This window comes from Streptomyces sp. NBC_00080 (assembly GCF_045041255.1).
GTDB classification, from domain to species: domain Bacteria; phylum Actinomycetota; class Actinomycetes; order Streptomycetales; family Streptomycetaceae; genus Streptomyces; species Streptomyces coriariae.
The window spans coordinates 2676895-2690157 of record NZ_CP108235.1 but is presented as its reverse complement, the minus strand read 5'-3'; the positions used below and the strand labels follow the sequence as shown (position 1 = coordinate 2690157).

The 13263-nt window shown below is 72.0% G+C and carries 13 protein-coding genes and 2 pseudogenes; 11 read left to right on the top strand and 4 right to left on the bottom strand.

Translation table 11 applies throughout. The annotated features are described in order from the left end of the window. The first annotated feature begins 8 nt into the window (after positions 1 to 8). From OHU34_RS11725 to OHU34_RS11715, 3 genes are read left to right on the top strand one after another with little or no spacing between them, the layout of a single operon-like run. Positions 9 to 983 carry an AraC family transcriptional regulator gene (locus tag OHU34_RS11725; protein WP_142266479.1) on the top strand — a complete coding sequence of 325 codons (975 nt, stop codon included), beginning with the start codon at positions 9 to 11 and terminating at the stop codon, positions 981 to 983. Beyond that, positions 884 to 1639, top strand: coding sequence for an AzlC family ABC transporter permease (locus tag OHU34_RS11720; RefSeq protein ID WP_142266480.1), 756 nt, complete (start codon positions 884 to 886; stop codon positions 1637 to 1639). Before OHU34_RS11725 ends, OHU34_RS11720 begins: the two co-directional genes overlap by 100 nt. After that, positions 1636 to 1944 (top strand): AzlD domain-containing protein, encoded by a 309-nt coding sequence (locus tag OHU34_RS11715; RefSeq protein WP_142266481.1) that lies wholly within the window; start codon positions 1636 to 1638, stop codon positions 1942 to 1944. The genes OHU34_RS11720 and OHU34_RS11715 overlap by 4 nt, the downstream gene beginning before the upstream one ends. 58 nt (positions 1945 to 2002) lie before the next feature. Here OHU34_RS11715 and OHU34_RS11710 read toward each other — a convergent pair whose 3' ends face one another. After that, entirely contained in the window at positions 2003 to 2947 is a 945-nt protein-coding gene (locus OHU34_RS11710) for a hypothetical protein (RefSeq protein ID WP_020125035.1), read from the bottom strand. Positions 2948 to 3026: 79 nt separating this feature from the next. Between OHU34_RS11710 and OHU34_RS11705 the strand changes: the two genes are divergently transcribed. Both OHU34_RS11705 and OHU34_RS11700 read left to right on the top strand, forming a co-directional pair. Beyond that, positions 3027 to 3221 (top strand): DUF3046 domain-containing protein, encoded by a 195-nt coding sequence (locus tag OHU34_RS11705; RefSeq protein WP_020125036.1) that lies wholly within the window; start codon positions 3027 to 3029, stop codon positions 3219 to 3221. A gap of 60 nt (positions 3222 to 3281) precedes the next feature. Continuing rightward, on the top strand, positions 3282 to 4541 hold the full coding sequence (locus tag OHU34_RS11700; RefSeq protein ID WP_142266482.1) for an AI-2E family transporter: 1260 nt from the start codon (positions 3282 to 3284) through the stop codon (positions 4539 to 4541). 13 nt (positions 4542 to 4554) lie between these two features. Here the strand turns inward: OHU34_RS11700 and OHU34_RS11695 are convergent, their stop codons facing one another. Beyond that, complete coding sequence (locus OHU34_RS11695; RefSeq protein ID WP_405766200.1) at positions 4555 to 5406, bottom strand: hypothetical protein; 852 nt, start codon at positions 5404 to 5406, stop codon at positions 4555 to 4557. A gap of 355 nt (positions 5407 to 5761) precedes the next feature. Here OHU34_RS11695 and recA point away from each other — a divergent pair, with 355 nt between their 5' ends. The 6 genes and pseudogenes from recA to OHU34_RS11665 all read left to right on the top strand — a co-directional run bounded on the left by recA (position 5762) and on the right by OHU34_RS11665 (position 12222). Then, positions 5762 to 6889 (top strand): recombinase RecA, encoded by a 1128-nt coding sequence (gene recA / locus OHU34_RS11690; protein ID WP_230194460.1) that lies wholly within the window; start codon positions 5762 to 5764, stop codon positions 6887 to 6889. 3 nt (positions 6890 to 6892) lie between these two features. Beyond that, positions 6893 to 7678, top strand: a complete 786-nt coding sequence (gene recX, locus OHU34_RS11685; protein ID WP_405766198.1) for a recombination regulator RecX — start codon at positions 6893 to 6895, stop codon at positions 7676 to 7678. A 111-nt stretch (positions 7679 to 7789) separates the two neighbouring features. Continuing rightward, positions 7790 to 7972 (top strand): annotated as a pseudogene (locus OHU34_RS11680) (ArsR family transcriptional regulator); the annotation flags it as partial. Between the two features lie 202 nt (positions 7973 to 8174). Then, the gene (locus OHU34_RS11675; RefSeq protein ID WP_405772561.1) at positions 8175 to 8534 is read left to right on the top strand and encodes a hypothetical protein; all 360 of its coding nucleotides are present in this window, start codon (positions 8175 to 8177) and stop codon (positions 8532 to 8534) included. Then, positions 8531 to 11067, top strand: a pseudogene (locus OHU34_RS11670) (FtsX-like permease family protein). The gene OHU34_RS11675 and the pseudogene OHU34_RS11670 overlap by 4 nt, the downstream one beginning before the upstream one ends. Positions 11068 to 11247: 180 nt before the next feature. After that, positions 11248 to 12222: a sugar ABC transporter substrate-binding protein gene (locus OHU34_RS11665; protein ID WP_142266487.1), complete on the top strand. Its 975-nt coding sequence runs from the start codon at positions 11248 to 11250 to the stop codon at positions 12220 to 12222. Between the two features lie 22 nt (positions 12223 to 12244). Here OHU34_RS11665 and OHU34_RS11660 read toward each other — a convergent pair whose 3' ends face one another. Together OHU34_RS11660 and OHU34_RS11655 are read right to left on the bottom strand one after the other, a co-directional pair. Further along, positions 12245 to 12673, bottom strand: coding sequence for a rhodanese-like domain-containing protein (locus OHU34_RS11660; protein ID WP_405766197.1), 429 nt, complete (start codon positions 12671 to 12673; stop codon positions 12245 to 12247). Continuing rightward, positions 12670 to 13200, bottom strand: a complete 531-nt coding sequence (locus tag OHU34_RS11655) for a cysteine dioxygenase (protein WP_142266489.1) — start codon at positions 13198 to 13200, stop codon at positions 12670 to 12672. The genes OHU34_RS11660 and OHU34_RS11655 overlap by 4 nt, the downstream gene beginning before the upstream one ends. Between the last annotated feature and the right edge of the window lie 63 nt (positions 13201 to 13263).

The following is a 13263-nucleotide window of genomic DNA, read 5'->3' as shown; positions in this document are numbered from 1 at the left end:
ATGGGTGGGTGGTGCGTTCGGGTTCTGGTTCGGGTGAGCGGGCGCGGCACTGGCGGTATGCGGAACTGCCCGGTGTCGATCTGCTGCGGGCCCGGTATGTCCGAAAGACCTTCGTGCGGCACACCCACGAGCACTTCGTGATCGCCGCCATTGCCGAGGGCGTGGAGGTCTTTCACCACCGTGGGGCCGATCAGTACGCGGGAGCGGGGGCGCTCGCACTGGTCAACCCGGACACGCCGCACACCGGGCGGGCCGGCGTGCCGGAGGGCTGGCGGTACGGGGCCGTCTACCCGTCGCCCGACGTGGTGGCCGAGATCGCGGCCGAGACCACGACCCTTCGCGGCACCCCGGGATTCCTCAGCCCCGTGCTGGACGACGCGTACGCCGTCGGGCTGGTGCATCAGGTGCTCCGAGCCGCCGAGGAGGGCAATGCCCTGGCCGCCGACACGCTGCTGCGGGTGGCCGTGACGCGGCTGCTGCGGCTCAACGGCGGACCGCTGCCGCAACGGGAGGTGAGGTCGGCCGGGGCGCGGATCGCCGCACGCGCGCGTGGCGTGCTGGAGGAGCGGCTGGCCGATCCGCCGACGCTGGAGGCACTCGCCGCGGACCTGGGGACCAGCTCGTTCGCGCTGCTGCGGGCCTTCCGGGACGCGTACGGGTTGCCGCCCCATGCCTGGCTGACGGACGCCCGCGTGCGACGGGCGCGGCGGCTGCTGGACGCGGGGACCGCCCCCGCGGAGGCGGCCGTCGAGGTGGGATTCACCGACCAGCCGCACCTCAACCGCCACTTCGCCCGGATCGTCGGAGTCCCTCCAGGGGCGTACCAGCGTGAGCGCAAGAACGTACAAGACCCGCCCGGAGGGCTGCTCCTACCCTCGGGGTCGTGGCAGAACAGAAAGCTCTCACGGACATACGCGCCGACAGCGGGGGACGGCCGGACGCCGCCGTCGTACGGGACGCCCTCGGGGTCGGGGTCGCCGTAGGGCTCTCCGGGTTCGCCTTCGGGGTGACCTCGGCGGGCAGTGGACTCTCGGTGTGGCAGACCTGCGCGCTCAGTCTCCTGGTCTTCACGGGGGCGTCCCAGTTCGCGCTCGTCGGGGCGCTGGCAGCGGGTGGCAATCCCCTGACGGCGGCCGCGGGCGCGTTTTTCCTGGGTGCGCGCAACGCCTTCTACGGCCTGCGTCTGTCGCAGTCGCTGGCCCTCCCGCGCGCGGTGCGCCCGTTCGCCGCCCAATGGGTGATCGACGAGACGGCGGCGGTCTCGCTCGCCCAGACCGGGCGGCGTGCCGCGCGGATCGGCTTCGGCGTCACCGGGCTGACGCTGTACGTGCTGTGGAACCTCACCACGCTGCTGGGTGCCCTGGGCGCCGAGGCCATCGGGGACACGGACGCGTGGGGGCTCGACGCGGCCGGTCCTGCCGTCTTCCTCGCACTGCTCGCGCCCATGCTGAAGACCACCGCCGAGCGGGCCGTCGCCGGGCTCGCGGTGGTCCTGGGGCTGGGCCTGCTGCCTGTGCTGCCCGCAGGGGTGCCCGTGCTGACGGCCGCGCTCGCCGCGCCGGTCGTCCTGTACCTCGAGGGCAGGCGCCGGGCCGGTCGGACGGCCGGGCGCGTCGACACGGGGGAGGAGGAGCGTTGAACACCTGGATCGCGATCGGCGCGACCGCTCTCGGCTGCTATGCCGTCAAGCTCGCCGGACTGCTCGTCCCCGCAGGCATTCTCGAACGGCCTCTTGTCAGGCGGTTCGCCGCCCTGCTTCCCGTCGCCCTGCTCGCCGCCCTCACCGCCCAGCAGACCTTCGCGGACGGGCACGCGCTCGTGCTGGACGCGAGGGCCGCGGGGCTCGCCGCGGCCGTCGTCGCCCTCGTACTGCGAGCGCCCTTCCTGCTGGTCGTCGCGGCCGCCGTGGTGGTGACGGCGGGGGTGCGGGCCCTGGGCGGGTGAAGGACGAGAGGCAGGTCCGGCGCGGGGGGATGGGCGGGCTCCGCCGGGACGGGCGGGGTCAGCCGATGGCGCGGCCGTAGGCCCTGAGGGTGCGCAGGGCCTCGATCGTCACCATGGGGCGGGCCTCCAGGGCGGTGCCGGGTGCCCAGCGGCGCCACCGGATGGGCCAGCCGCCGTCCTGCTGCTGATCGTCGGCGAGGTGGTCCAGGGAGCGTGCGATCTCGTCGTCGGTGAACCACGCCCGCGCGAGGGAGTGCGGTGTCCGCGCGAAGTCGTACGGGAAGTGGTGCTCGCCGGGGGCGTAGCCGGGTGCGACCGGATACGCGTCCAGGTGGTCCGGGTCCAGCGCGGCGAGCCGGTGCGCGCGCACCAGGCGGCCCAGCCGGTCGGCGGCCGCCTCCGCGCGCGGGCGGTCGGTGGCGGAGTCCAGGAAGGCCACCGCGGCCTGGATCTCGTAGGGATGGGACCGCTCCAGGGAGTCGATCGCCTGCCAACAGAAGTCCGTGGCCCTGAACAGCCAGGCGTGCCACACGTCGTTGCGGTGCAACAGGCCCACCACCGGTCCGGTGGACAGGAGTTCGCTGGGCGGGTCGTCCACGATCGGAATGAAGGGTGCCGCCGGGTACCCGCGCTGGCTGGGATGGATCGCCGGCAGTGCGCCGTCGCCGGTGGAGACCGAGGTCAGATAGCGGCACACCCGCTCCACGCGCCGGCCGCCGAGGCGCCCGACGGAGTCCAGGACGCGCAGTGCCCGCACGGTGTGCAGGGGCTGGCTCACGGGGCCGCGCAGATCGGGCTCCAGCGCGTGGCCGTATCCGCCGTCCTCGTTGCGGTAGGCGTCGAGGGCGGTCTCGACGGGGTCGGCGGCGCCGTGCAGGAAGTCGTGCGCGAAGAGGCGCTGCTCCAGCACGCGCGCGGTGAGCCAGACGAAGTGCTCGGCGCGGAAGAGCGGGGAGCGCGCCGGGGGCGTCGGGGGGAGTGGGGATGCTCCGGATTCGGCCATGCGTCAGACCGTAGGGCGGAAAGCGGTCTCGGCAGGCGGTCCCGGCGAGGGGCACCCCCGCGCGCGGGATACTGGTGTCATGCGGTTGACGGTCTTCTGGCAGCGAATGGACGAGCACTTCGGTACGGGGTACGCGGAGACGTTCGCGCGCGATCACGTGATGGCGGAACTCGGCGGACGCACGGTGGACGAGGCGCTGGCCCACGGCTGGGAGGCCAAGGACGTGTGGCGCGTGGTGTGCACGGTGATGAACGTTCCACAGGAGATGCGCTGATCCCACAAGAAGGTCGGAGGCGGTTCTCCGATTGTCGGTGCCGTAGGCGAGACTTGGTCCGTGGCACCCACTGACGAGACCGGGCAGGTCGCCCGGCACACACCCCCGCTCGGCGCGAAGCCGCCCACCGGGCCGCCCCCGGCCGACGGCGGCGCCGAGCAGGGAGCGCGCATGCCGCGCTGGCTTCCGCGCGCCATGGTGCTCGCGCTCGCTCTCATCGGTGTGTTCCAGCTGGGCCTCTGGGCCTTCCACCAGCTCATCGGTCTGCTGCTCAACATCCTGATCGCGTTCTTCCTGGCCCTCGCCATAGAACCGGCGGTCAGCCGGATGGCGGCCCGCGGGATGCGCAGGGGGCTGGCCACCTTCCTGGTCTTCTTCGGCCTGCTGATCGTGGCCGCCGGCTTCTTCACGCTGCTCGGCTCGATGCTCGCGGGGCAGATCATCAAGATGATCGAGGGCTTCCCGGACTATCTCGACTCGGTGATCAACTGGATCAACACCACGTTCCACACCGAGCTCAGGCGCGTGGACATCCAGGAGGGCCTGCTCCACTCCGACTGGCTGAGGAAGTACGCGCAGAACAGCGCCGCCGGGGTGCTGGACGTCTCCACGCAGGTCCTCGGGGGTCTCTTCCGGCTGCTGACCATCGCCCTGTTCTCGTTCTACTTCGCCGCCGACGGACCCCGCCTGCGTCGCGCGCTGTGCTCCGTCCTGCCGCCCGCCCGGCAGGCCGAGGTGTTGCGGGCGTGGGAGATCGCCGTCGACAAGACCGGCGGCTATCTGTACTCGCGCGGACTGATGGCGTTGGTCTCCGGCGTCGCGCACTACGTACTGCTCGAGGCGCTCGGCATCCCGTACGCGCCCGTGCTCGCCGTCTGGGTGGGTGTGGTCTCGCAGTTCATCCCCACCATCGGCACCTATCTCGCGGGCGCCCTGCCCATGCTGATCGCCTTCACGGTCTCGCCCCTGTACGCGCTGTGGGTGCTTATTTTCGTCGTGGTCTACCAGCAGTTCGAGAACTACGTGCTTCAGCCCAAGCTGACCTCGAAGACCGTCGACATCCATCCCGCCGTCGCCTTCGGCTCCGTCATCGCGGGCACCGCCCTCCTCGGTGCCGTCGGCACGCTCGTCGCCATCCCGGCCGTCGCGACGCTCCAGGCGTTCCTGGGCGCCTATGTGAAGCGCTACGACGTCACGGACGACCCCCGCGTCCACGGACACCGGGGACGCGGGGAGGGGCCGGGCCCGCTCACGCGCGCGCGGCGGCTGTGGGGGCGGGTGCGGCACCGGCAGGACGGGTCGCGGGACGCGTCCGGCTGAGGGAGAGCGGCGGTCAGTATTCGAGGACCGCCCACACTCCGGCCGCGCCGACCGCGGCCGTGTGGCAACCCACCGCCGCGGCCACGATCCGCCGGCGTACGGCCTCGCTCCAGGGCGTGCGGGAGAGCAGCCAGGCCAGGGCGGGCAGCACCAGGACGGCGTGCAGGCACACCCCGTGCAGGGGCTTGAGCGAGGCCGTCGAGTGGTACGCCGCCTCCTGGTGTCCGGTGCGGGTGAGCACGACACCGCGCGCGATCATCGCCGCCCCCGAGGCGAGCGCGACGAGCAGGATCGCGAAACCGGAGCGCACCGCGAGGGCCATCCCGGCCGGGCCCGTCGGCCGGTGCCGGAAGGACGCCACGGCGAACCCGGCGAGCAGCACCACGAGAACCCCGCCGCCGACCGCCAACACCATGGACACGGCCGTGTCGAAGGGCGTCTCCACGTCCAGGTGCGAGGGCACTGCGCGCCACGCCTGGAGGGTGATGCCCGCGACCTCCACGACGCAGTCGGCGGCGAACACCCCGAGCAGCGCGGCGCGCAGCCGTGGTCCGACACGCACATACGAAGTGACCCGGACGACCGCGAGGAGTGTCACCCCGAAGGAGAGCCCGAAGGTCACCGGCTTGCGCCAGGAGACGGGTCCGTTCCAGGGGCCGCCGTCTACGGCGAACACCACGAGGTGGACGAGTCCGGAGAGGATCAGCAGGAGTGCCGTCGCCTCGTAGAGGTGGTATCGGCGGTGTCGGGGGTACCGGACGTACGGGTCGTCCTGGTCGTCGTGGCCGTCCTGGGGGTACGGGTGCGGGATCGGGTGCCCGGATCCCGCTGCGCCGCGGGCGTGCCCGGTCTTCTGCTGGTCCATGCACCGAGCGTCCCGGTCATGTCGGACGCAGTCGTCGTCCTGCCGAAGACACCCGCCGTACGCCCGGGGAAGTAGCCGGGAGCGTGCGGGACGGAGGCTCGCGCGAGAAGGATCGGGGGTGGTGTCGGCGTGTGAACGTAGCCTCGGAAGTGCCGCGTGGTGCGCTTGACACGGAAATCGAACATCCATTCTTATTAAGGCTCCGGTGAGACTCTGGTCGGGCGTTACGTCCAGGTTTGGGCTGATAAGCACCCGAGTTATCCACAGGCCGGACCGGCGTCGGGGCGCATTGTCAGTGGCAGGCGTTAGCGTCTTTGACGTGAAGCGATCGACTCAAGCAAACCGGGTGGAACCCATGGCAGGAACCGACCGCGAGAAGGCACTGGATGCCGCACTCGCACAGATTGAACGGCAGTTCGGCAAGGGCGCCGTGATGCGTCTCGGCGAGCGACCGAACGAGCCCATCGAGGTCATCCCCACCGGGTCGACCGCACTCGACGTCGCCCTCGGGGTCGGCGGGCTGCCGCGAGGCCGCGTGGTGGAGGTGTACGGCCCGGAGTCCTCCGGTAAGACGACGCTGACGCTGCACGCCGTGGCGAACGCGCAGAGGGCCGGCGGACAGGTCGCCTTCGTGGACGCGGAGCACGCCCTCGACCCCGAGTACGCGAAGAAGCTCGGCGTCGACATCGACAACCTGATCCTCTCGCAGCCGGACAACGGCGAGCAGGCCCTCGAGATCGTGGACATGCTGGTCCGTTCCGGCGCCCTCGACCTCATCGTCATCGACTCCGTCGCCGCGCTCGTCCCGCGCGCCGAGATCGAGGGCGAGATGGGCGACAGTCACGTCGGTCTCCAGGCCCGTCTGATGAGCCAGGCACTGCGGAAGATCACCAGCGCGCTCAACCAGTCCAAGACCACCGCGATCTTCATCAATCAGCTCCGCGAGAAGATCGGCGTGATGTTCGGCTCCCCGGAGACCACGACCGGTGGCCGGGCGCTGAAGTTCTACGCCTCGGTGCGCCTCGACATCCGGCGCATCGAGACGCTGAAGGACGGTACGGACGCGGTCGGCAACCGCACCCGCGTCAAGGTCGTCAAGAACAAGGTCGCGCCCCCCTTCAAGCAGGCCGAGTTCGACATCCTCTACGGGCAGGGCATCAGCCGCGAGGGCGGTCTGATCGACATGGGCGTGGAGAACGGCTTCGTCCGCAAGGCCGGTGCCTGGTACACGTACGAGGGCGACCAGCTGGGACAGGGCAAGGAGAACGCCCGTAACTTCCTGAAGGACAACCCCGACCTCGCCAACGAGATCGAGAGGAAGATCAAGGAGAAGCTGGGCGTCGGCGTGCGTCCGGAGGAGCCCGCCGCGGAGCCGACCGCGGCCGCCGCTACCGCGGGCACGCCCGCGGACGACGCCGCCAAGGCCGTTCCGGCTGCCGCGGCCAAGACGGCCAAGACCAAGGCCGCGGCTGCCAAGAGCTGATCCGTGACGCGACGAACGGACTGGGCCGAGTACGTCCACCCCGACACCCCCCGGGGGGCGGGGGGCGGGGCCGACGACGGCCCCGCCCAGGCCGGCGACGACCGGCCGGAGGGCGGCTCGCACCGCGGTGAGGGGACGGACGGCGACGACCGGCCCCGTGGCGGTCGGGCACGGCGCGGCGGCGACGGAGGTCCACGCGGTGGGCGCCGTCGGCGCGGCTTCGGAGAACCGTCCGCCGAGGACGAAGGCACCTCCTCCTCGTCGAGGGCCGAGCAGGGGGCGTCTTCAGGGGACCCGGCTGAGCGGGCACGGGCGATCTGTCTGCGCCTGCTCACCGGGACCCCGCGCACCCGGAAACAACTCGCCGACGCCCTGCGTAAACGCGAGATCCCGGACGAGGTGGCGGAGGAGGTGCTCTCGCGGTTCGAGGAGGTCGGGCTGATCAACGACGGCGCCTTCGCGGACGCCTGGGTCGAGTCCCGGCACCACGGTCGGGGGCTGGCCCGGCGAGCGCTCGCCCGGGAGCTGCGGACCAAGGGAGTCGACTCGGAGCTGATCGAGGAGGCCGTCGGCCGGCTCGACTCCGAGCAGGAAGAGGAGACGGCACGTGAGCTCGTCGCCCGCAAGCTGCGCTCGACCCGCGGCCTCGACCGCGACAAGAGGCTGCGCCGCCTCGCCGGCATGCTCGCGCGCAAGGGCTATCCCGAGGGCATGGCCCTGCGAGTGGTCCGGCAGGCGCTGGAGGAAGAGGGCCAGGACACGGAGTTCCTGGACGGCGAGGGATTCTGAGCGCGGGGTTCTGAACGCAGGGTCTCCGGTAGTGGGGTGGGGACAACCCCCCGCTGAAGACGCCGGACCACCGCAGTGCACAGGCACCTGTGCACAGACGAGTGTGTACGCATGCCCCAGGAATCCGGTGCCCACAAACTCCCGGAAGCGGAACCCACCTCGGCGGCCCCCTTGGAACTCGGCGACCTTGCCGCGCTCAGGGCGCTCGCCCAGCCACGCCGTCAGCGCATGCTCGAACACCTCACCCTGCACGGCCCGGCCACCTCGGCGACCCTCACCCGCGCCCTCGGCCTGAACACCGGATCCACCAGCTACCACCTGCGTGAGCTGGCCAGGTACGGCTTCGTCGAGGAGACCGACGCAGAGAAACCGTGGCACCGGGGCGAGCACCCGGCCGCAGCGAGGCGCGCGGAGCCGTCCACGCATCGGGAGCGCTGGTGGCGGGCGGTCCCCGGGGACCGCCGATTCCCCCCCGCGCAGTCGTCAGAGTCCCGAGATGCGGCTCGTCATGGACGAGCTGAACCACCATGCCTACGCAGCCGATCCGGACCTCTTCGAGCGGCTCCAGAGGGACGCGGAGGACGACGACCCGTGGGGGGACGCGTTCCCCTGCTCACGCGGCACCATCCGGCTCACACTGCCCGAACTCCGGGACTTCTTCGAGGAGTACATCGCTCTCCTCAACCGCTACAAGCGACCCGAATCGGCGACACCTCCCGGCGCGCGCACCCTGCTCACCCGTTTCCTCGCCTTCCCCGCCTGCCCCGCCTCCTCTTCCGGTCCCGCCTCCTCTTCCGGACCCATCCCTTCCGTGCCCCTCTCCGACAGTGAGGGAAGAGAGGCCGATCCCTCATGATGCTGCGCTATGCCCTGAAGACCGTCCGTGCCCGCAAGGCGGGCTTCCTCGGCGCCTTCCTCGCGCTGCTGTGCGCGGCCGCCCTGATCAGCGCGTGCGGCACCCTCCTGGAGACGGGGCTGCGAGGCACCATCCGCACCGAGCGTTATGCCGCGGCGCCGGTCGTCGTCTTTGCCGACCAGAACGTCCACCGGACCACCGTCACGCACAAGAAGGGCAAGACCAAGGTCAAGCACAAGGCCAAACCCATCGCCGAACGCGCCTGGCTCCCGGCCGGCCTGGAGCGCAGACTCGCCACCGCGCCCGGTGTCGCGCGCGTGATCCCCGAACTCACCTTCCTCGCCGAGCCGTTGATACCCGCCGGTGCATCGGGCGCCGACGGCAGGCCCGCCTACGGCCACGCCTGGGACTCCGCCGCGCTGACGCCCTACCGGCTCACCGCGGGCACCGCTCTGGCAACCGCCACCGACGTCGTCGTCGACAGTGACCTCGCCGCACGAGCCCGCCTCGCCCCCGGCGACCGGCTCACCGTCCAGTCGACACAGGCCCCCCGTACCTACCGCGTCTCCGGCATAGCCGCCCCCGCCACAGCCGTACGCCACCAGAGCGCCCTCTTCTTCTCCCACGGCGAGGCCCGCCGTCTCGCCGCACACCCCGGGCAGGTCACCGCCTTCGGCGTGCTGCCGAGGCCGGGCATCGACCCGGACCGGCTCCGCGAGGCCGTGGCCACGGCGCTGCACGGCACCGGAGCTCAGGTCGGCACCGGTGACGACCGAGGGCCCGTCGAGTTCCTGGACGCCGCCGCGGCCCGCATCAAGCTGGTCAGCATGGGCGGAGCGATGGGCGGCACCTCACTGCTCGTGGCGGTCCTGGTGGTCGTCGGGACCTTCGCGCTCTCCGCCCAGCAGCGCCACCGCGAACTCGCCCTGCTGCGGGCCATCGCCGCCACCTCCGGGCAGATCCGCCGCCTCCTCGGGCGCGAGGCCCTGATCGTCGCGCTCGCCGCGGGCACGGCCGGCGCGCTCCTGGGGCTTCCCCTGGGGGCCTGGCTGCACGGCAGGTTCGTCGCCCTGGGCGCGGTGCCCGCCACGCTTCAGCACACCGTGAGCGCGCTCCCGCCGCTCGCCGCGGTCGCCGCCACCTGTTCGGTGCCTGGGCCTCCGCGCGGATCGCCTCCCGCCGAGTGGCCCGGATCCGCCCGGCCGAGGCGCTGGCCGAGGCCCGGACCGAGCGCACCCGGCCCGGCTGGGGGCGCCTCCTCGCCGGCCTGTTGCTGCTCGCGGCCGGGGCGGTTCTCGTCACCCTGCTCGGTTTCCTGCGTACCGAACCCGCCTCGACGCTCGTGACCTTCCTCGCCGTCGTCGTACTGTCCACCTCCGTCGCGCTGCTCGGACCGCTCCTGGTCAAGGCGGCCGCGTTCCTCTTCGCCGGTCCGCTGCGCCTGACCGGTCCCGGCGGCAGGCTCGCCACCGCCAACCTCCGCGGAAACGCCGTCCGCATGGCCTCCGTCGTCACCCCGCTCACCCTGCTCATCGGCATGACCTGCACGGTGCTGTTCGTCCAGCCCACCCTCGGCGACGCGGCCCGCGCCCAGGTCCGCGAGGGCGTACGCGCCGACTGGGTCGTCACCGCCCAGGGGCCCGGTGTGCCCGGCGAAGCCGCTCGACGCCTGCGTACACACCACGATGTCGTCACCGAAGTGGTCCGCACGACCGTCCGGGTCGGCCTCGACAAGTACGCGGCTCAGGGCGTCACTCCGGCCGCCGTCAACCGCACCTGGGACCCCGAAGCCACCGGCGGCTTCCTCGACGGGCTCACCGCGCACACCGTCGCCGTCAGTGAACTGGCCGCGGACCAGCTTCACCTGGCGCCGGGAAGCACCCTGAAGCTCACGCTCGGCGACGGCACGCCCGCCACGCTCACCGTCGCCGCCGTCTATGCCAGGGGTCTCGGCTTCGGAGATCTCACCTTCGCGCACGACCTGGTCGCGCACCATGTCGACAACCCGCTCGCCTCCTCCCTGCTCGTCAGCACGGCCCGTACACAGACACAACTCGCGAGCACGCTGCGTGAGTTCCCGGGACTCCAGGTGATGTCGCCGACCGCGGCCGACTCGCTGCGGGCCGCGCGGGAGCAGGCGAACGCCGAGGTCAACTTCCTGGCCATGGGACTCGTGGTGGCGTTCACGGCGATCGCCGTGGTCAACACGCTCGCCATGTCGGTCGCCGAGCGGGTCCGGGAGTTCGCGCTGTTGCGCCTCGCGGGAGCGACGCGTCGGCAGGTGCTGCGCATGCTGCGTACCGAGGCCCTGGCGGTCCTGCTCCTCGCCGTCGCCCTCGGCAGCGCCATCGCCTTGGCGGTCCTGACCGCGTTCAGCATCGGTATGACCGGGCGGGCTGCGCCGGCGGTCGTACCGCTCGTGTACGCCACGGTGGTCGCCGGGGCCGGGCTTCTCGCGCTGGTCGCCACCGCTGTGCCGGGACGCGTGGCGTTGGGGGTGCGCGCGGTGACGGTGGCGACGGCGAATGAGTGAGCGATCCCCCGGTCCTCTGCCGGGAGGCGTGATCTTCGAGACCCCCGGGGAGCGCAGGATTACCTTGCGCTCCCGGAGGGGTGAGCTCGCCCGGCCTGCCGGTACCGTCTGCTGCCGCCCGTGAACCCCCGCCTGACTTGCGGGGGTTGTCTCCCGCACCTCCTGAAAGGCGGCCCCACCATGCCCGTGCCCACCCGCTCCCGAAGACCGCTCGTCGTGTCGGTCCTCGGCGCCGGTCTGCTGCTCACCGGCTGTGGAGTGTGGCCCTCGCAGGCCACGGCGCCCGCGGGCGCGGTCAAGGGGAGGATCACGCTGGGCTTCGTCAACGGCGGTACCACCGAGTTCCATACGTGCCTTCAGGAGTCCGTCGAGCGGACGGCCCGCAACAACGGCGTCCATCTCCTCACGGCCAACTCGCGCCAGGACGGCGACGCGGAGGTCTCCAACATCGAGGCCATGATCGCCCGCAAGGTGGACGCGCTGATAGTGCAGACCGTCGACGTCGAGGCCCTCAAGGGGGACATCGCCGAGGCGAAGGCGGCCGGGGTGCCGATCTTCCTCACCTCGGTCGCCCCCGACGACACGTCCGACCTGCTGGGGGCCGTCGTGGTCGACCTGAAGGAGGTGGGGGAGCTGGACGCCGAGTGGATCGAGCGGGACGCCGCCGGCCGCAAGGTGAGCGTCGCGGTGATCGCGGGAGCCCCCGGCGCCGCCTCCGACCTGCTCACCGAGGCCTTCACCCAGAAGCTGCCGGACAATGCCGGGGTGGTCGCGAGCCGGCCCGGCATGTACGACCCCGTCAAGGCGCGGACGGTCGCCGCAGCCATGATCAAGGAGAATCCCGGCCTGGACTACGCCTTCGTCGCCAATGAGGAGATGGCGTTCGCCGCCCGCAAGGCCTTCGACGCCGCCGGGGCCGAGGACGTCAGGATCGTGACGGTGAACGGCACCGACGAGGCACTGGCCGCGCTCAAGGCCGGCAGCCTCGCCGCCACCGTCTCCAACTCGGCGGCGGACACCGGTGAACTGGCGGTGCAGAACGTCGTCTCCCTGCTCCGCAAGGACCAGAGGGCCGACAGGATCGACAAGACGCCCGTCCGCCTGGTCACCCGGGACAACGCGGACACGGCCCCGCTGTACTGCCCGCTGGACTGAGCCCGCCGCGCCGGCAGCCCCGCTACGACGTCACGGGGAGCCCCGCCGCACGCCACGCCTGGAAACCGCCGACGAGGTCGGTGGCCCGGTGCAGCCCCAGTTGGTGCAGGGAAGCGGCGGCCAGGCTCGACGCGTAGCCCTCGTTGCAGATCACCACCGCCCGCACTTCATGACTCGTGGCCTCGGGGAGGCGATGGCTGCCCTGGGGGTCGAGGCGCCACTCCAGTTCGTTGCGCTCGACGACCAGGGCACCGGGGATCAGACCGTCCCGCTCGCGCAGGGCCGCGTACCGGATGTCGATCAGCAGTGCCTCACCCGCGCGGGCGGCCTCGTACGCCTCTCGTGCCTCCACGCGCGCGTACCCCGCACGCACCCGCTCGAGCAGCTCGTCCACGCCCGTCGGCCGGTCGCCGTCCGGCCGACGCTCCTGAGGTATGACCGGGCCGCTCACTGCCAGTCCTCCGGGCGCTCGACCTGCTCCAGCCGCAGCACGTGTCCCGTACGGCTGTACCGGCGGATGCGCGGCAGCGGGGGGTAGTAGGCGTGGACGGAGACGGCGTGTTCCTCGGTGGACCGGTTGAGGACCTCGTGGACGTGGTGCCGTCCGAAGGAGCGGCCCCGGCCGGCCTTCAGTGTGCGCTCCCGGTCCACGTCGTCCGTCAGCTCCAGGGTCTTCCAGCCGTCGGTGGGCAGCCGCGCGGCGAGCGAGTACTCCTTCAGCTCACCCTGTGCGGTCAGGAAGGCGCCGACCGAGTCGGCGTGGTCGTGCCAGCCGGTGCCGGTGCCGGGCGGCCAGCCGATCAGCCAGGCCTCGCTGCCGCCGGGGCCCTCCAGGCGCAACCAGGTGCGGCCCTCCGGGTCGAGCGGGAGCGAGGCGATCAGCTCGGCGTCGGCGGCCGTACGCCGGACGAAATCGAGGAGGTCCGCCTGCGATGGTGCGGCGACGGCGGTGCTGGGCACGGGGGAAGAGACAGACATGGAGACCGTCCTGAGAACGTTCGCGGGGAGCGCGCGGCGGCGCACGGGGTGAGGTGCGCATCG